At 71.3% G+C, this 17,055-nt stretch carries 15 protein-coding genes and 1 pseudogene; 10 read left to right on the top strand and 6 right to left on the bottom strand.

The features are described from left to right. Positions 1-190 precede the first annotated feature (190 nt). The 5 genes and pseudogenes from ACZ6NC_RS08085 to ACZ6NC_RS08065 all read left to right on the top strand — a co-directional run bounded on the left by ACZ6NC_RS08085 (position 191) and on the right by ACZ6NC_RS08065 (position 6,428). Positions 191-889 (top strand): FadR/GntR family transcriptional regulator, encoded by a 699-nt coding sequence (locus ACZ6NC_RS08085; protein ID WP_465730147.1) that lies wholly within the window; start codon positions 191-193, stop codon positions 887-889. Between the two features lie 80 nt (positions 890-969). Beyond that, positions 970-2,007, top strand: a complete 1,038-nt coding sequence (locus ACZ6NC_RS08080) for a sugar ABC transporter substrate-binding protein (protein ID WP_465730145.1) — start codon at positions 970-972, stop codon at positions 2,005-2,007. 130 nt (positions 2,008-2,137) lie between these two features. Beyond that, positions 2,138-4,930 carry a ricin-type beta-trefoil lectin domain protein gene (locus tag ACZ6NC_RS08075; protein WP_465730143.1) on the top strand — a complete coding sequence of 931 codons (2,793 nt, stop codon included), beginning with the start codon at positions 2,138-2,140 and terminating at the stop codon, positions 4,928-4,930. A gap of 166 nt (positions 4,931-5,096) precedes the next feature. Next, positions 5,097-5,243 (top strand): annotated as a pseudogene (locus ACZ6NC_RS08070) (2-hydroxyacid dehydrogenase); the annotation flags it as partial. Between the two features lie 210 nt (positions 5,244-5,453). Further along, on the top strand, positions 5,454-6,428 hold the full coding sequence (locus tag ACZ6NC_RS08065; RefSeq protein WP_465730234.1) for a cytochrome c oxidase assembly protein: 975 nt from the start codon (positions 5,454-5,456) through the stop codon (positions 6,426-6,428). A 78-nt stretch (positions 6,429-6,506) separates the two neighbouring features. On the opposite strand, the gene ACZ6NC_RS08060 is transcribed toward ACZ6NC_RS08065, so the two are convergent. Then, a complete protein-coding gene (locus tag ACZ6NC_RS08060) occupies positions 6,507-7,226 on the bottom strand; it encodes a TetR/AcrR family transcriptional regulator (RefSeq protein WP_465730142.1) in 720 nt (239 codons plus the stop codon). A 145-nt stretch (positions 7,227-7,371) separates the two neighbouring features. Here ACZ6NC_RS08060 and ACZ6NC_RS08055 point away from each other — a divergent pair, with 145 nt between their 5' ends. After that, positions 7,372-8,838, top strand: a complete 1,467-nt coding sequence (locus ACZ6NC_RS08055; RefSeq protein ID WP_465730141.1) for an MFS transporter — start codon at positions 7,372-7,374, stop codon at positions 8,836-8,838. A 130-nt stretch (positions 8,839-8,968) separates the two neighbouring features. On the opposite strand, the gene ACZ6NC_RS08050 is transcribed toward ACZ6NC_RS08055, so the two are convergent. From ACZ6NC_RS08050 to ACZ6NC_RS08040, 3 genes are all read right to left on the bottom strand, one after another. After that, positions 8,969-11,191 carry an NADP-dependent isocitrate dehydrogenase gene (locus ACZ6NC_RS08050; RefSeq protein ID WP_465730139.1) on the bottom strand — a complete coding sequence of 741 codons (2,223 nt, stop codon included), beginning with the start codon at positions 11,189-11,191 and terminating at the stop codon, positions 8,969-8,971. Positions 11,192-11,356: 165 nt separating this feature from the next. Further along, on the bottom strand, positions 11,357-11,779 hold the full coding sequence (locus ACZ6NC_RS08045) for a DUF4180 domain-containing protein (protein WP_465730137.1): 423 nt from the start codon (positions 11,777-11,779) through the stop codon (positions 11,357-11,359). Next, positions 11,772-12,206 (bottom strand): helix-turn-helix domain-containing protein, encoded by a 435-nt coding sequence (locus ACZ6NC_RS08040; RefSeq protein WP_465730135.1) that lies wholly within the window; start codon positions 12,204-12,206, stop codon positions 11,772-11,774. The genes ACZ6NC_RS08045 and ACZ6NC_RS08040 overlap by 8 nt, the downstream gene beginning before the upstream one ends. A gap of 231 nt (positions 12,207-12,437) precedes the next feature. Here ACZ6NC_RS08040 and ACZ6NC_RS08035 point away from each other — a divergent pair, with 231 nt between their 5' ends. Both ACZ6NC_RS08035 and ACZ6NC_RS08030 read left to right on the top strand, forming a co-directional pair. Further along, the gene (locus ACZ6NC_RS08035; protein ID WP_465730133.1) at positions 12,438-12,728 is read left to right on the top strand and encodes an SAV_915 family protein; all 291 of its coding nucleotides are present in this window, start codon (positions 12,438-12,440) and stop codon (positions 12,726-12,728) included. Further along, positions 12,725-13,042 carry a hypothetical protein gene (locus ACZ6NC_RS08030; protein WP_465730131.1) on the top strand — a complete coding sequence of 106 codons (318 nt, stop codon included), beginning with the start codon at positions 12,725-12,727 and terminating at the stop codon, positions 13,040-13,042. The genes ACZ6NC_RS08035 and ACZ6NC_RS08030 overlap by 4 nt, the downstream gene beginning before the upstream one ends. A gap of 54 nt (positions 13,043-13,096) precedes the next feature. On the opposite strand, the gene ACZ6NC_RS08025 is transcribed toward ACZ6NC_RS08030, so the two are convergent. Further along, positions 13,097-13,969 carry a DMT family transporter gene (locus ACZ6NC_RS08025; protein ID WP_465730129.1) on the bottom strand — a complete coding sequence of 291 codons (873 nt, stop codon included), beginning with the start codon at positions 13,967-13,969 and terminating at the stop codon, positions 13,097-13,099. A gap of 294 nt (positions 13,970-14,263) precedes the next feature. On the opposite strand from ACZ6NC_RS08025, the gene ACZ6NC_RS08020 reads away from it, so the two are divergent. Next, on the top strand, positions 14,264-15,190 hold the full coding sequence (locus ACZ6NC_RS08020) for a serine/threonine dehydratase (protein ID WP_465730127.1): 927 nt from the start codon (positions 14,264-14,266) through the stop codon (positions 15,188-15,190). Between the two features lie 88 nt (positions 15,191-15,278). Here ACZ6NC_RS08020 and ACZ6NC_RS08015 read toward each other — a convergent pair whose 3' ends face one another. Continuing rightward, complete coding sequence (locus ACZ6NC_RS08015) at positions 15,279-15,965, bottom strand: TetR/AcrR family transcriptional regulator (protein WP_465730125.1); 687 nt, start codon at positions 15,963-15,965, stop codon at positions 15,279-15,281. 195 nt (positions 15,966-16,160) lie between these two features. Here ACZ6NC_RS08015 and ACZ6NC_RS08010 point away from each other — a divergent pair, with 195 nt between their 5' ends. After that, the gene (locus tag ACZ6NC_RS08010) at positions 16,161-17,024 is read left to right on the top strand and encodes an NmrA family NAD(P)-binding protein (RefSeq protein ID WP_465730123.1); all 864 of its coding nucleotides are present in this window, start codon (positions 16,161-16,163) and stop codon (positions 17,022-17,024) included. Positions 17,025-17,055 lie beyond the last annotated feature (31 nt).

The following is a 17,055-nucleotide window of genomic DNA, read 5'->3' as shown; positions in this document are numbered from 1 at the left end:
CGTTCGTTCGATCTTCTCCCCCTTCCTTTTTCTCGGGGGGAGAGAAGAGGGGGGGGGGGTACCAGGGCCGGGGGCACCAAAAAGGCGCCCCCCCCCCCCCCCCCCACCCCCCCCCCCCCGCTTCGGCCTCCCCTTCCCCGCCCCTCGACCGACCACCACTTCCAGGCCCTCACGCAGGAGGCGAACACCCATGGCGGTGACCGACCAGGCCATCGAGAAGATCAAGGAGATGATCGTCTCCGGCGCCCTGCCTCCCGGCGCGAGACTCCCCAACGAGGCCGATCTCGCCGACCAGCTCGGGCTGTCGCGCAACTCGCTGCGCGAGGCCGTCCGGGCGCTCACCGCGATGCGGATCCTCGTCCCCAGGCAGGGCGACGGCACGTACGTATCCGGCCTGGAACCCCACCTCCTGCTGGAAGCCATGGCCTTCGCCGCCGACGTCTCCCACGGGCACACGGCCCGGCAACTCCTCCAGGTACGGCGCCTGCTGGAGCCACAGGCCACCGCCCTCGCCGCCGGCCTGCTCACCGACGAACACCTGCGAACGCTGCGGGCCGTCCTCGACCGGAGCGCCGCGGCCACCGGCATCGAGGAGTTCATCGACCTGGACATCGAGTTTCACCGCACCGTTGCCGATGCCGTCGGCAACCCCGTGCTGTCCACCCTGCTCGGCATCCTCTCCACCCACACCCAGCGGCTGCGCATCGTGCGCGGTACGCACAACACCCCCGCCCGCGACCAGGCCCACCGCGAACACGAGGCCATCTGGCGGGCCCTGGTCAACCGCGATGCCGTCCTGGCCGCGAGTGCCAGCACCGTGCACGTCGCAGCCGTCGAGGACTGGCTGGCCGCCGGCACCGACTCCCTGGACCTCGACTCCATCGCCTGACGGCGACGTGCCGAGTCCCGCACATCCGTTCCCCTCCCCCTCGGTGCGCATGACCCCCACCGCTCAGGACGGTCTGACACATGAAGAGCCGAACCATCCGGACCACCTGCACGGGCTGCATCGCCGTGTTGCTCGCCGGCTGCCTCACCGCTTGCGGGGTCACTGATGCCCCCGGCAACTCCCGCCCACAGATCGGCATCGACATCCCCCGTGCCGACTCCGACTTCTGGAAGGCGTACGCGAAGTACCTCCAGCAAGAGATCAACGGCCAGCAGCTGAGTGTCCTGCCCCCGACCCGTTCGGACGGCGACGAGGCGACGTTCACCGCCAACGTCCACTCGCTGGCCACCCGGCATCCCAAGTCCATCGTCATGGCGCCGCAGAACACCATGGCCACCGAGTCGACACTCTCCGAGCTGTTCCGTGCCGACATCCACGCGATCAGCGTGGACACCGAACCGGAGCACGGCAGCGTCTACATGGTGGTCCGCGCCGACAACCGCTCGTACGGCACCAAGGCCTGCGAGTTCCTCGGCAAGCAGCTCGGCGGCAAGGGCAAGGTGGCCGAGCTCCAGGGCGCACTGAGCTCCATCAACGGATACGAACGCTCCGAGGGGTTCGCCGCCTGCATGAAACGCAACTTCCCCGGTATCCAGGTGATCGCGCTGCCCACCGACTGGAAGGCCGACGTCGCCTCCGACAAGCTCCAGTCCACCCTCGCAGCGAACCGGGACCTGAACGGCATCTACCTGCAGGCCGGCGGCGTCTTCCTGCAGCCCACCCTCGCCCTGCTCCAGCAGAAGGGCCTGCTCAAGCCCGCCGGCCAGCCCGGCCACATCGCCATCGTCTCCAACGACGGCATCCCCGCCGAGCTCGATGCCATCCGCAAGGGCGACATCGACGCGACCGTCTCCCAGCCCGCCGACCTCTACGCCAAGTACGCCCTGTACTACGCCAAGGCCGCCGCCGAGGGCAAGACCTTCCAGCCCGGGCCCACCGACCACCAGTCGACCATCATCTCCCTGCCCAACGGACTGGAGGACCAGCTCCCCGCCCCCCTGGTCACCAAGGAGAACGTCGACGACCCGTCGCTCTGGGCCAACCACGCCACGGGCTGACCGTGACGGGCCCCAGAACCAGGCCGGCAGCCACCCGCGAGAACCGGACGACGGGACTCCGACCTACGCACCACCGCTGAATCACTCCCCCACCCACCCCACGAAAGGCCGCACCATGCGAAGTGCACCGGTGGCCAGAGCGATAGTCGCCCTGGCCCTTGGCACCACCGCCGCCGCCTGGTCCCCCGCCGCGGCGACCGCCGCCGCCACGACCACCGCCTGGTCCAGCGGCGCGTTCTCCGTCGACACCGCGAGCCTCGTCCGCGAGGCGAACGTCGTCCTGGGCAGTCCGAACACCGCGGCGACCCAGTCGATGCCACTGGGCAACGGCACCCTCGGCGCCGCGGTCTGGGCCGCCAACGGCTTCACCGCCCAGCTGAACCGCGCCGACACCCTGCCCGGCCGCAAGTCCCCCGGCTGGCTGCAGATTCCCGGCCTGTCACGGATCACGAGCGCCGCCGACTTCACCGCCACCGTCGACCCGTACGACGGCGTGCTGCGCGAGTCCGGCGGTGGGATGAGCGCGACGATCTACGTCCGCGCCGACAAGGACGAGCTGGTCGTGGACGTGACCGGCGCCGACCCGAACACCGCCCAGTCCGCCACGGTCAACCTGTGGTCCGGACGCACCCCGGCCGCAACGGCCTCCGGTGGCGTCGCGACGCTGGCCGAGACCTGGGTCGACAGCAACGCCACCACCGGATCCGGCCGGACCTTCGGTTCGCTGGCCGCGCTCACCGCCGGCGGGCGCAACGTCACCGCCACGGTCGCCGACGCGCAGACCGTGAAGGTGAACTTCACCCCCAACCCAGACGGCAGCTTCCGGATCCTGGTCGGCAGCCCGGGCTGGGCCGGCGGCAACGCCGCCGCCACCGCCGCCTCGCTGCTGGGTTCGGACGCGAGCGCGAGCTCCGCCACCCTGCAGGCCCCGCACCTGGCCTGGTGGCACAACTACTGGGGCAAGCTCGGACTGGTGAAGCTCTCCTCGGCGGACGGCACCGCCGACTACCTGGAGAAGCTGCGCACCCTGTACTACTTCTACACCGCCGAGGAGTCCCGCGGGCCACTGCCCGGCTCCCAGGCCGGAGTCGCCGACCTCTTCAACTTCTCCCAGGACACCCAGAACTGGTACCCGGCCGGCTACTGGTTCTGGAACATCCGCGGACAGGTGGCCGCCAACATCGGCGCCGGCGCGTTCGAGCTCAACAACGGCCTCTACAACCTCTACACCTCCAACCTGGCCAACATCCAGGCCTGGACCAGGACCTACATGGGAAACCGGCCCGGGATCTGCGTGCCGGAGACCATGCGCTTCAACGGCAACGGCTTCCAGAACGACGGCGACCCGTTCGGCGACGCCTCCTGCGACCAGGCCCTGACCACCTGGAACGGTGCCACGGTCTCCACCGGCGCCGAAATCGGACTCTGGGTCTGGCAGCAGTACCTGACCACCGGTGACAAGGCCTTCCTGACGGCGAACTACCCGCTGATGCAGCAGGCCGCCCAGTTCCTGCTGGCCTTCACCACGGTCGGCGCCGACGGCAAGCGGCACGCGGTGGCCAACGTCCACGAGAACCAGTGGAACGTGCAGGACCCGGTCAACATGATCGACGCGATGAAGGCCCTCTTCCCCGCCACGATCTCCGCCGCCCAGGTCCTGAACGCCGACGCCTCGCTCGTCACCCAGCTGCAGGCCGCGATCCCGCAGATCCCCGACTTCCCGCGCACCGACGCCGCGACCCACCGGCAGAACCTCACCGCCTCCGCCGACGGCTCCGGCACCGACGTCCTCGGTCAGTCCTCGCAGCCCACCGCGACGGTCTACAACACCGAGAACGACGACCTCGAAGCCGTCTGGCCCTACGGCCTGATCGGCGACAACTCACCGCTGCTGCCCGTGGCCCAGCGCACCTACAACAGCCGGGTCAACGTCCAGCAGAACGACTGGAGCTTCGACGCCGTCCACGCCGCCCGCCTCGGCCTGCCCGCCCGGGTCGCGGCCGACCTGACCGCGCTCACCCAGAAGTACCAGACGTACCCCACCGGCCTGGCCGACCTGTGGGCCAGGCCCGGCGGGACCGAGCCCTACATCGAGCAGGCCGCCAACGTCGCGCTCGCGATCAACGAAGCGCTGGTCCAGGACTACGACGGCCTGCTGCGGATCGCCCCGGCCCTGCCGCAGGGCTGGGACGCCGACGGCACCCAGTACATCCACGGCGGCAGCACCGTCTCCGTCCAGGTCCACGGCGGCGTGATCGGCACCGTCGGCATCCGCGCCGGCTCCACCGGCAGCATCAACATCCGCAACCCCTGGCCGGGCCAGAGCGTGTCGGTCGTCGACGGCAACGACAAGTCGACCGTCATCGTCAGCCCCACCAGCGCCGGCCAGTTCACCCTCCCGACCACGGCCGGCAAGTCCTACCTGGTCCAGCGGGTCTCGACCCCGGTCTCCGGCATGACGTTCAGCCGGCTCTCCGGCACACCTGCGACGGCGGCCAGCCACCTCGGCACCGTCCAGATCGGCCTGGACCGGAACACCGGCACCGGCCACATCACCGGCATCAACGGCCTGTGCGTCGACGACTCCGGAGCCGGCACCGCCGACGGCAACCCGATCGTCGTCTGGGGCTGCAGCAGCACCGCTGCCAACCAGCAGTGGACCGTCGGCACCGACGGCACCCTGCGCACCCTCGGCAAATGCATGACCGCCCCCGGCACCGATCCCGGCAACAACACCCCCATCCAGCTGTACGGCTGTGTGAGCGGCGCCGGAAACCAGGTCTGGCGGCCTCAGGCCGACGGCACCCTCAAGAACCCGCAGAGCAACAAGTGCCTGGACGACTCGGGCGCCGGCCCCGCCGGCACCCGGCTGATCCTGTGGGACTGCTCCGCGGCCGCCAACCAGATCTGGCACCTGCCCTGATCCCGACCTGACGCAACGACGCCCGGGGTGCCGACCAATGGTGGTGGTCGGCACCCCGGGCACGCGTGGTGGTCGATGACGCACTCATCCGACATCGCCCACCCGGAACCTGTGCAGGAAGTGCAGCGCGGCGCCGGAGGACCGTACAGCCAGCGTGATCAACCCCTTCCCCCAAGTCCTGGTCGCCTCCCACCAGGCCTACTTCACCAGCACCGCCGTCGGCCAGATCGTCGACGCCACCGCCCGCAACATCGCGGACTTCGGAGCCGGCCGCACCAACGAGAACACCCTCGTCCCGACGACGGACACCTGAGCCGCGGCCGCCCGGAAGGTCCGCGGGGCCCCGGAGGCCGGGCACCGGCCGGTGTGGGCCGGGGCCGGCCTGCGTGGGCCGGGGGCCGGGGGAAGCCCCGGGGTAAGGCCCGCCTACTCTGTAGACGCAAGCAAAACGGGCGAACCGGACCCACCTGGGGGCCGCGACGAGGGAAAGCAGGACCCGCCCATGGGCGACGGAATGTCAGGAATGCACCACCACGGCGGGATGACAGAGCTGGGGCCGTTCTCCCTCTCCAACGTCATGACCTGGTCCCCCGACTGGGTGTTCCTGATCGGCAGCCTGGTCGCGCTGGCGCTGTACGGGACGGGCGTGGTGCGGCTGTACCGGCGCGGCGACCGCTGGCCGGTCGGCCGGACCGTCGGCTGGGTGGCGGGCGTCGGCTCGGTGATCCTGGTCACCTGCACCGGGCTGAACGACTACGGCATGGTGCTGTTCAGCGCACACATGATGCAGCACATGGTGCTCTCCATGCTCTCGCCGATCCTGCTGCTGCTCGGCGCGCCGATCACGCTGTCGCTGCGCGCCCTGCGCCCGGCCGGCAAGGGGCGCCCGCGCGGGCCGCGCGAGCTGCTGGTGGCGCTGCTGCACAGCACCTACGTCAAGGTGATCTCGCACCCGGCGTTCACCATTCCGCTGTTCATCGCGAGCCTCTACGGGGTGTACTTCACCCCGCTGTTCGACTTCCTGATGCAGTACCGCCTCGGGCACATCTTCATGATGGTGCACTTCCTGGCCGCCGGGCTGGCGTTCTTCTGGCCGATCATGGGCGTGGACCCGGGCCCGAACCGCCCCGGCCACGTGATGCGGATCATCGAGCTGTTCATGGGGATGCCGTTCCACGCCTTCTTCGGTGTGGCGGTGATGATGGCCAGCCACTCGCTGGTGACCACCTTCACCGAGGCCGGCTCGCCGCCCGGGACGGACCTCCTGGCGGACCAGAAGCTGGCCGGCGGCATCACCTGGGCGTTCGGCGAGATCCCGACGGCGATCGTGCTGATCGCGCTGGTCTACCAGTGGATGCGCTCCGAGCAGCGGGTGTCCCGCCGCCGGGACCGCGCCGAGGACCGCAACGGTGACGCCGAGCTGGCCGCGTACAACGCGTACCTGGCCTCGCTGGACAAGCGCGGCCAGCGCCCGGCGCCGGCGGCCGACGCCGGCTGAGCCCCGCGCTCCCGAGCACCCCGTTGCCGCGAAGAACCCCCACCCGACGCCCGGGTGGGGGTTCCGTCGTTCCCGGGGTCAGTCGCGGGGGGCGGCCTGCCGGGCGAGGCCGGCGACCAGGATGTCCAGGCCGAAGTCGAAGCGCTCGTCGCCGACGTTGCGGGTGAGCGCGGCGGCCATCGAGGTGATCATCGGGTAGCGGTCGGCCGGGACCGTGCTGAAGTACTCCCGCACCCGCTCGGTGTAGGCGTCGGCGTCGGCCTCGGAATGGACGCTCCGGGTGGAGGCCTCGAAGGTGGTCGCGGTGGTGTACAGGCCGAGCAGGTCCACGCCGTACGCGGCGGTCTGCTCGTCCAGCCCGCCGGCGCGCAGGATGCCCAGCATGGTGTCGGCGATGTCCATGGCGTGCGGGGTCACCGGGACGTTGGCGACCACGGCGGCCTTGGCGAGGTCGCGATGGCCGAGCAGCACGTCCCGCGAGCGGCGCATCAGCCGCTTGAGCTGCTCCTGCCAGTCGGCCGGGTCCGGCTGTTCGAGGGTGATCTCGGAGTACGCCAGGTCGAGGACGAGCTCGACCAGCTCGTCCTTGTTGCCGACGTGGGCGTAGAGGCTTGCGGCGCCGGTGCCGAGCTCCTGGCCGACCCGGCGCATGCTCAGCGCGTCCATGCCCTCGGTGTCGACGATCCGCAGGGCGGCCTCGACGATCCGTTCGCGGCTCAGCGGCTGGCGCCTGGAGGCCGCCTTCTCCTTCTCCTGCCAGTGCGCCGACCAGCTCGGACGCGGGGCGGCACTGGTCATGGGGGGCTCCTTCGTGGTCGTCGACGGGTCCCACACTACTTGACACGAACGCCGTTCCATGGGAGAACACTGTTCGTCGCAAGAAAACAGTGTTCGTTCGGACGAACGTCGTTCGTCCGGCTCTGACCATCCGGAGAGCCCACCCATGACCAGTCAGACCGCCCCTCCCCCGGCCGCCACCGCGGCCGAGCCCGAACCGGCCGGCCACCGGCTGCGCTGGGCCGCCCTCGCCGTGATCCTGGCCGCCGAGGTGATGGACCTCCTCGACACCACGATCGTCGGCGTCGCCTCCCCCGCCATCCAGCACGACTTCGGCGGCAGCGACGCGCAGATCCAGTGGATCTCCGCCTCCTACACGCTCGCCTTCGCCGTCCTGCTGATCACCGGCGGCCGGCTCGGCGACCTCCTCGGCCGCAAGAACCTCTTCGTCGCCGGCGCGGCCGGCTTCACGCTCGCCTCGGTGCTATGCGCCGTGTCGACCGGCCCGGGCACCCTGATCGCCGCCCGCACCGTCCAGGGCGTCTTCGCCGCCCTGCTGATCCCGCAGGGGCTCGGCCTGATCAAGGCGATGTTCCCGCCGAAGGAGATGGGCGCCGCGTTCGGCCTCTTCGGCCCGGTCCTCGGACTCTCCTCCGTCCTCGGCCCGACGCTGGGCGGCTACCTCACCGACGCCGACCTGTTCGGCACCGGCTGGCGGATGGTCTTCCTGATCAACCTGCCGCTCGGCCTGCTCGTGGTGCTCGCCGCCGTCAGGATCCTGCCCGCCAACCGCACCACCCGCACCGCCGGCGCCGGCCGGCTCGACCCGGTCGGCGTGCTGGTACTCAGCGCCGCCGTCCTACTGCTGGTCTTCCCGCTGGTGCAGGGACGCGAGCTGGGCTGGCCGCTCTGGACCTACCTCGCCATGGCCGCCTCGCTGCCGGTCCTGTGGCTCTTCACCGTCCACCAGCGCCGGGTGCTGCGGCGCGGCGGCACCCCGCTGATCGAGCCCTCGCTCTTCGCCAAGCGGGCCTTCACCTCGGCGCTCGCCACCGGGCTGGTCTTCTTCGCCGCGCTCTCCGGCCTGCTGCTGACCTTCACCCTCTACCTGCAGCTCGGCCTCGGCTGGAGCCCGCTGCACTCCGGCCTCACCATGATCCCGCTCTCGCTCGGCATCGTGGTCGGCGCGATCCTCTCCGGCGGCTTCCTCGCCCCCAGGTTCGGCCGGCGCGTCCTGCATGCGGGCATGGCCGTCGCCGCCGCGGGCGCGCTCGGCCTCTGGGCCTCCGTCGACCACTGGGCGGGCGGCCTGACCAGCTGGGAGCTGATCCCCGGGCTGGCCGCCACCGGCTTCGGCCTCGGCCTGATCATGGCACCGTTCTTCGACATCGCCCTGGCCGGCGTCGAGGACTCCGAGACCGGCTCGGCCTCCGGCGTGCTCAACGCCCAGCAGCAGCTCGGCGGCTCGATCGGCGTCGCGCTGCTCGGCACCGCGTTCTTCGGCTGGGCCGGCTCGGACGGCTTCCGGCACGCCGCCGGCTGGACCTTCGGCCTGACCGCCGGCCTGCTGGCCCTCGCCTTCCTGGTCGCCTTCCTGCTCCCCCGGCACGCCCGCCCGGGCGGCGAGCACTGACCCCGCTCGTACCGGCACCGCTTGCCGGGGCGGTGGCCGGCCGACTGGTCGTCCAGTCCTGGGTGCAGACGCCGGGAGGCCCCGAGGTCCTGATCGGACCCCGGGGCCTCCCGGTTCAACTGGGCCGTGTTCAGCCGAGGTTGGCCAGCGCGTCGTTGAAGGTCTTCGACGGGCGCATCGCGGCCGCGGCCTTGGCCGGGTCGGGCTGGTAGTAGCCACCGAGGTCGACCGGGGAGCCCTGGACGGCGATGAGCTCCTCGACGATGGCCTGCTCCTGCTCGGCCAGCGACTTGGCCAGGCCGGCGAACGCCTCGGCCAGGGCGGCGTCGGCGGTCTGCTGGGCCAGCTCCTGGGCCCAGTACAGGGCCAGGTAGAAGTGGCTGCCACGGTTGTCGATGCCGCCGAGGCGGCGGCTCGGCGACTTGTCCTCGTTGAGGAAGGTGCCGGTGGCGCGGTCCAGCGTGTCGGCCAGCACCTGGGCGCGGGCGTTGTCGGTGGACTGGGCCAGGTGCTCGAAGCTGGCGGCCAGCGCGAAGAACTCGCCCAGGCTGTCCCAGCGCAGGTAGTTCTCCTTGACCAGCTGCTGGACGTGCTTCGGGGCGGAGCCGCCGGCGCCGGTCTCGAACAGACCGCCGCCGTTCATCAGCGGGACGACCGACAGCATCTTGGCGCTGGTGCCCAGCTCCAGGATCGGGAAGAGGTCGGTCAGGTAGTCACGCAGCACGTTGCCGGTGACGGAGATGGTGTCCTCACCGCGGCGGATGCGCTCCAGCGAGAACTTCGTCGCCTCGACCGGCGTCTTGATCTCGATCTGCAGGCCCTCGGTGTCGTGCTCCGGCAGGTACGCCTTGACCTTCCCGATCAGGACGGCGTCGTGCGCGCGGCCCTCGTCCAGCCAGAAGACGGCCGGGCTGCCGGTGGCGCGGGCGCGGGTGACGGCCAGCTTGACCCAGTCGCGGATCGGCAGGTCCTTGGTCTGGCAGGCGCGGAAGATGTCGCCGGCCTGGACGGCCTGCTCCAGCACCACGTTGCCCTCGGTGTCGACCAGGCGGACGGTGCCGGCGGCCGGGATCTCGAAGGTCTTGTCGTGGCTGCCGTACTCCTCGGCCGCCTGCGCCATCAGGCCGACGTTCGGCACCGAGCCGATGGTGGCCGGGTCGAGGGCGCCGTGGGCGCGGCAGTCGTCGAGGACGGCCTGGTACACGCCGGAGTAGCTGCTGTCCGGCAGCACGGCCAGGGTGTCGGCCTCGTTGCCGTCCGGGCCCCACATGTGGCCGGAGGTGCGGATCATGGCCGGCATCGAGGCGTCGACGATGACGTCGGACGGCACGTGCAGGTTGGTGATGCCCTTGTCGGAGTCGACCATGGCCAGGGCCGGGCCCTCGGCCAGCTCGGCCTCGAACGAGGCCTTGATCTCCTCGCCCAGGTGCGGCACGCCGTCCAGGCCGGCGAGGATGCCGCCGAGGCCGTTGTTCGGGTTCAGGCCGGCGGCGACGAGCGCCTCACCGTACTTGGCGAAGGTCTTCGGGAAGAAGGCGCGGACCACGTGGCCGAAGATGATCGGGTCGGAGACCTTCATCATGGTGGCCTTGAGGTGCACCGAGAACAGCACGCCCTCGGCCTTGGCACGGGCGACCTGCGCGGCCAGGAACTCGCGCAGCGCGGCGACGCGCAGCACCGAGGCGTCCACGACCTCGCCGGCCAGGACCGGCACCGACGGGCGCAGCACGGTGGTGGTGCCGTCCTCGCCCACCAGCTCGATGCGGAGCGAGCCGTCGGCGGCGACCACGGCGGACTTCTCGGTGGAACGGAAGTCGTTCTGTCCCATGGTGGCGACGTTGGTCTTGGAGTCGGCCGTCCAGGCGCCCATGCGGTGCGGGTGCGTCTTGGCGTAGTTCTTGACCGACGCGGGGGCGCGGCGGTCCGAGTTGCCCTCACGCAGGACGGGGTTGACGGCGCTGCCCTTGACCTTGTCGTACCGGGCGCGGACGTCCTTGTCCTCGTCGGTCTGCGGGTCGTCCGGGTAGTCCGGCAGCGCGTAGCCCTGCGCCTGCAGCTCGGCGATGGCCGCCTTCAGCTGCGGGATGGAAGCCGAGATGTTCGGCAGCTTGATGATGTTGGCGCCCGGGGTCTTGGCGAGCTCGCCCAGCTCGGCGAGGGCGTCCTCGATCCGCTGGCCCTCCTCCAGACGCTCCGGGAAGCTCGCGATGATCCGCCCGGCCAGGGAGATGTCGCGAGTCTCCACCTGGACGCCCGCCGTCGAGGCGTAGGCCTGGACCACAGGCAGGAACGAATACGTTGCCAGGGCCGGCGCCTCGTCGGTGTGCGTATAGATGATGGTCGAGTCAGTCATCGGTACTCCGCTTCACGTCTCCAACGTCTTGATGTCAAGATATCTCGTGATCGCCCCTCCGCTCCACCACCCCCCGCCCCGGAGCACACGCCGGCGCCCGGCCCGGGTCGGCGGCGGTCAGCTCCACCGTGGTCCCGGGACGGGCGCGGGGCAAGCGGAAGAACGTCAGCCCCGGGCGAGCCGGGCGCCGAACTCCTCGTCGTCGGCGACGAACCAGAGCTGGTTGCCGCCGTTGCTCTCGTAGACGAAGTCGCGCAGGGCGCTGCTGGCGGCCAGGTGCCCGGCGATGTCGCCGGTGATGGCCAGGCCGATCCGGTAGTTGACGAACTTCTGCACGATGTCGCCGGCGATCCGGGTGCTCAGCCGGAAGAAGTCGTCGCCGAGGCGGGCGACCGGGAGGACGACCCAGACGGCGTCGCGGCCCATCGCGTCGCCGATCAGGTCCATCGCATCCCGCTCGCCGCGGACCGCCGGGCCCTCGGCGGGCAGGCGCAGCACGGTGGCCCCGGCGACCTCGACGGCCTCCGCCCCGGTGGTCACCGCCGCGGCGGGCTCGACGGTGTCGGTGGCCTCGTAGTGCTCAGACATGACGGTTCTCCCTGGTCAGCGCATTGATGAGGACGAGCAGCTCGGCGGTGTCGGCCAGCCCCCCGAGGATGATCACCTTGAGTGTCGAGCGCTCCTCGTCGTGGACGGTCTGGAGCTTGAGCGGCCTGCCGCCCTCGCGGGGGCCGGCAATCGCCGCCATCACGGTGTTGGCGAGCCAAGCGGCCTCCCGGGTACCGATGCCGTCGACCTGCACGATCGTCGAGGCCTCGGCATGGAGCTCCGGCTCGACGGCGGGTGCGGGCGTCGCCGGGGTACCGGTGAAGGCCGCCAAGTCCTCTTCGGTGATCCGGTACTGCTTGCCGATCCGGGCCGCCTTCAGCCGGCCGTCGCGGACGTAGCCGCGCACGGTACGGACATGCAGCCCCAGCAGCTCGGCCACCTGTTCCACCGAGTAGTACTGCGGCACGCGCGCCACCTTCCTTGAGCTGCTCTATTGAGCTGCAAACTACCATATAGAACCCTGAAAGAGGGAAGGATAGGGATGTTTAGGGAAGGATGGCCGGGTGAGCGTCAGGACTCCGTCAACGCAGCGCCGCATTCGGTCAACACCGCGTCAGGACGGCGCCCGGCGGGCCGGGGGCGGCCTAGCGTCAAGGAAGCAGTTCCGGCAGGCCCCTCCACACTCGGGAGCACCCGCATGGCCCGCGTCGTCTGGCACGTCCCGGTCACCGTCACCGGACGCACCACCGCCCTTCGCCTGTTCCGTCTACGCGACGGCCGCCGCTGCGCGGTCGGCTTCAGCTCCGCCGGGGCCCTGACCGCCCTGCTCGGCCCGGACCAGGCGTCCACCGAACTCGCCGAACCCGCACTGCGGGCGCTCGCCGCACCGCTCGGCGTCGACACCCTGATGCTGGACCCGCGCCTGGTGGCGCCACCCGTCCCCGGTACCTGCTCCCCCGCCCCGGCGGCCCAACTCCAGCCCCGGTGAGCGCCCTTCACCTGCTCCCCGGCGCCGCCGCACCGCAGCCCGAGGAAGCCCGGTCCCTGCACGCCCTCGCCCGGGTCGGCTTCGGCCCCGTCCCGCTCGACTTCGACCGGCTGGCAGCCGAGTTCCCCGCCGTGCAGAGCGGACTCGCCCTGGCCGGGGACGCCGACCTCGAACTCCGCCTCGCCTGCACCGGCCCCGAGGAGTTACGGGCCATCTCCACCGCCCTGCTGCGGGCGGGCGCCGCCCACGTCCGGATCGACCTCGTCCTCCGCACCCTCGCCCCGCGGCCGCCCACGCTCCGCCCGGTGCCCTAGCCAGATGCGGCCCGCGCCCCCGCGTCAATGCCGCGAGGGCGCGGGCCGCTCCGCTCAGCCGGTTTCGCGGGTCAGCGCGGCCATCGCGGCCAGCAGCAGGGCGGAGCCGGCCAGGAGGGCCGGAGTGAGGGGCTCGCCGAGGAAGGCGGTCGCGATCAGAGCGGCCGTCGCCGGTTCGAGCAGCACCAGCACGGAGGCCGTCGCCCCCGGGACGGTGGCCAGGCCCGCGAAGTACCAGCGGTAGGCGAGCAGGGTCGGAACGGTGCCGAGGAAGAGCAGCGCGCCCGTCGTCACGGCCGGATCACCCTGGGCCGGCAGGACCCCGCCCTCGGACACGGCAAGCGGCAGCAGGCAGAGCAGGCCGGTGGTGAACGCACCGGTCGTCGCCCGCGCCGAACCGCCACCGCGGGCCCAGAGGGTGAGGCCGCTGTGCCCCGCGCCCGCCAGCACGGCCAGCGCGACGCCGAGCGCCGGGCGCGGGCCGGCCGCCGGGGCGGCGACCAGCAACGCCAGCCCGCCCAGCGCGAGCGCGATGGCTGCCGACGCCCGGGGGGTGAGGCGTTCGCCGAGCAGCAGATGGGCACCCAGGCTGGTCAGGACCGGCCCCGCGCCGATGGTGATCAGCGTGCCGAGGCCGAGGCCCGCGTACTGCACCGAGCCGAAGTAGGCGCACTGGCTGACGGCCAGCCCGAGCCCGGTGAGTACGGTCGCCCGGCGCGAACCCGCGGCGGCGCCGCGCCGGGCGCCCGGCAGCAGGGCGAGACAGAACGCCGCGACACCGAAGCGCCAGCAGCAGACGGCCACCGGGCCGAGCCCGCTGGTGCGCAGCAGCAGCGCGGCCACGGCGCCACCCACGCCCCAGGCGATGGCGGCAGCCGAGATGGACAGCAGGCCGTGCCGGAACGGCACGGCGGCATGAACGGTCATGCGTCGGTTCTCCACGATGAGGTACTGGATGAGGTCCGCCGGTCGCGCGGGCGGCATCCACCGGCCCGGTGACGGCAGTGCCGCCGGGCTGGGATTCGTGGAGTACGCCGCCCGCTAGCGGACGGGCGGCGGAAGGATCACGAGACGCATGGGGGCCACAGTACGCGGTCGGGTCCGCGAAGCCCCCGCGTCCGGCCGGTCGAGATCTTCTCCTCGCCCACCGTGACCACGTACCGTCGGCGGTGACGCGGTGGAGGTCGTCCTCCACCCCCGGGTGCGGAGGAGAGCAGCGGCGTGGACCACCTGACGTACAGCGACGTGAAGGCGGCCGGGGAGCGGATCGCGGGGCGGGTGCGACCGGTGGTGGTGGCGCCGGGGGACGACGGCGGGCGGGTCTGGCTGGCGCTGGAGTACCTGCAGCACACCGGGAGCTTCAAGGCGCGCGGCGCGCAGAACTTCCTGCTCGCGCACGCCGAGGCGGACGCCCTGCCCGCCGCCGGGGTGACCATCGCGTCGGGTGGGAACGCGGGCCTGGCCTGCGCCTGGGCGGCGCGCGAACTCGGAGTGCGGGCCACGGTGTTCCTGCCGGAGACGGCGCCGGCGGTGAAGGTGGCGCGGCTGCGCTCCTACGGCGCCGAGGTGCGGCTGGCGGGCGGCGAGTACGCGGAGGCGCTGGCCGCGTGCGAGGAGTTCGCGGCGGCGAGCGGTGCGTTGGCCTCGCACGCCTACGACCACCCGCTGATCGCGGCCGGGGCCGGGACGGTGCTGGAGGAGATCCGAGGCCAACTCCCGGACCTGGACACGGTGGTGGTGTCGGTGGGCGGCGGCGGGCTGTTCGCCGGGGTGGCGGCTGCGGCGCGCGAGCACAAGGTCCGGGTGGTGGCGGTGGAGCCGGCGGGCAGCCGGGCGTTGAACGCGGCGCTGGCGGCTGGGAGTCCGGTGGACGTCCCGGTGGAGTCGGTGGCCTCGGACTCCCTGGGCGCCCGCCGGGCAACCGCACTTGCCGTGCATGCCGCCCAACAGGACGGAGTGCGTTCGGTGTTGGTGCCGGACACCGCCATCATCCGGGCCCGGCAGGACCTTTGGGACGAGCGCCGGATCGCCGTCGAGCACGCCGCGGCCACCGCCCTCGCCGCGGCGGCCGACACCGACGGCGAGCGGATCGCCGTCCTGCTCTGCGGCGCCAACACCGACCCGTCCGACCTGGTGACCGGCCGCTAGCGGCTCAGTCGATCCCCTGCCTGTCCGGCACGAGCGCGAACGTCCGGACTTCCGGGTCGGCCAGGTTCTCCGCCACAGCCCTGTCCGATCAGCGTTGCAGCCACTCGTCGAGAAGCGCGGCTTCGGCTTTGCTGAGAATGGGCAGTTCGGGCAGGAGGGTGCGGAAGGCCGCAACGACGGCCGCCGGGTCCTGGGAGGGGACAGCGGGCCGGTCCACGAGGATGGCGCGAGCGATCGCATCGAAGGCGGCGTCGGCCAGGTGCGGGTCGCTTTGCCCTGGTGGCAGGGTCAGCAGGGTGTGGACGGTTCCGATGCCCGCCGAGCGGATGAGGTTGACGGCGCGTTCCTCGCTCACCCGAAGCCGTCCGGCGGCGGCGATTCTGTGCACACGCTCGGCAAGGATCAGCACACCCTTGGCTTGTGCCGGGGTGTCGCGTGCGCGGGCCGGATCGAGCAACAGGCCGTAGACGTACGGGTTGGCCAAGCCGAAGCTGATCTGCGTGTTCCATCCGGCTCGGAGATCTTCTACAGGGTCATCCGAGGGCGCGGTGGTCTGCTTGCCGGCCACGTGTTCGGCGAAGACATGCTCTGCGGCGGCGTCGAGCAGGTCGTCCTTGTCCTGGAAGAAGCGGTAGAGAGCAGGGGGCTGCAGCCCGGCCTCGTGGGCCACGCGGCGTGTGGTCACCGCAGCCGGCCCCTGGTCGCACAGCAGGCCGGCCGCAGCCTTCACGATGCGGTCCCGGGTGATGTCTCGCCGCTGTGTGTTCTGTGCCATGGAGGCGATGATATCGCGCACGCATGACCGGCGATGCTATCGCTGATATCTCCACCCTCGGCCGAACAACCTACCCAAGGCAACCGGTACATGGGGCCAGTCTCCCGGATGAACGCATGCGGTTACATCCAATGGAAGTATCAGTGTTACCGTGATTTCCGTTCCGTTGGAAACATCATCAGATGGGAGCCACCAGTGCTGATCGTCACGGGAGCCACCGGCCACCTCGGGGCGCTGATCGTCAACCGCCTGCTGGAGCGGGTACCGGCTGAGAGGATCGGCGTCAGTGTGCGCGACGTGAGCAAAGCCGCCGACCTCGCCGAGCGCGGCGTCCGAGTCCGGGCGGGAGACTTCACCGAACCCGACAGCCTGAGGCACGCCTTCGAAGGCGCCGAGCGCGTCCTGGTCGTCTCCGCGGCCATCCGGGGTGGCGGCGCGTTGGCCGCCAACACCGCCGCCATCGACGCAGCACGGGAAGCAGGCGCCCAACGCATCCTGTACACCAGCCACCAAGCCGCCTCCCCCACATCATGCTTCCCCCCGCAGAAGGTCCACGCGGCCACCGAGGAGCACCTCAAGCAGCAGGGAGTCCCCTACACCGCCCTTCGCAACGGCTTCTACGCCTCCGCCCTGGGCTCCTACATCGGCGCGGCGCTGGAGACCGGCACGCTCGCCGCGCCGCAGGACGGCCTGGTGTCCTGGACGGCCCACGAGGACCTGGCAGAAGCCGCGGCCGTCGCTCTGACTGAAGAGGGGGCACTCGAAGGGATCACACCGCCGCTGACAGCCCCCCACACGCTGGACTTCGCCGACGTTGCCGAAATTCTCAGCCGCATCACCGACCGGACCATCACCCGAGTTGTTATGGACGACAACGAGTGGACTTCCGCAGCAGTCGCCGGCGGGATACCGCGGCCAGCTGCGGACTTCTCCTTGACGATGTTCGCCGCATCACGCAATGGCGAGTTCAACGTCACCGACCCCACGCTGGAAGCTACCCTCAGCCACCCCTCGAAGACCGTCCACGAGGTCCTGGAGGCCCTCGTACGCTCCCGGTAAACCGACCAGCCCCGAGAGCCTGCGAAGACGG

The sequence above is a fragment of the Kitasatospora sp. NPDC041988 genome (assembly GCF_055588525.1).
The sequence above is the reverse complement of the archived record's forward strand: the minus strand, read 5'-3'. Positions and strand labels throughout refer to the sequence as shown.

What these genes read in the sequence shown, in the direction of transcription:
- ACZ6NC_RS08050 (WP_465730139.1), bottom strand. Translation starts at nt 11,191, where the DNA reads ATGACTGACTCGACCATCATCTATACGCACACCGACGAGGCGCCGGCC.
- ACZ6NC_RS08035 (WP_465730133.1), top strand. Translation starts at nt 12,438, where the DNA reads ATGGCCCGCGTCGTCTGGCACGTCCCGGTCACCGTCACCGGACGCACC.
- ACZ6NC_RS08080 (WP_465730145.1), top strand. Translation starts at nt 970, where the DNA reads ATGAAGAGCCGAACCATCCGGACCACCTGCACGGGCTGCATCGCCGTG.
- ACZ6NC_RS08045 (WP_465730137.1), bottom strand. Translation starts at nt 11,779, where the DNA reads ATGTCTGAGCACTACGAGGCCACCGACACCGTCGAGCCCGCCGCGGCG.
- ACZ6NC_RS08015 (WP_465730125.1), bottom strand. Translation starts at nt 15,965, where the DNA reads ATGGCACAGAACACACAGCGGCGAGACATCACCCGGGACCGCATCGTG.
- ACZ6NC_RS08025 (WP_465730129.1), bottom strand. Translation starts at nt 13,969, where the DNA reads ATGACCGTTCATGCCGCCGTGCCGTTCCGGCACGGCCTGCTGTCCATC.
- ACZ6NC_RS08055 (WP_465730141.1), top strand. Translation starts at nt 7,372, where the DNA reads ATGACCAGTCAGACCGCCCCTCCCCCGGCCGCCACCGCGGCCGAGCCC.
- ACZ6NC_RS08065 (WP_465730234.1), top strand. Translation starts at nt 5,454, where the DNA reads ATGCACCACCACGGCGGGATGACAGAGCTGGGGCCGTTCTCCCTCTCC.
- ACZ6NC_RS08085 (WP_465730147.1), top strand. Translation starts at nt 191, where the DNA reads ATGGCGGTGACCGACCAGGCCATCGAGAAGATCAAGGAGATGATCGTC.
- ACZ6NC_RS08060 (WP_465730142.1), bottom strand. Translation starts at nt 7,226, where the DNA reads ATGACCAGTGCCGCCCCGCGTCCGAGCTGGTCGGCGCACTGGCAGGAG.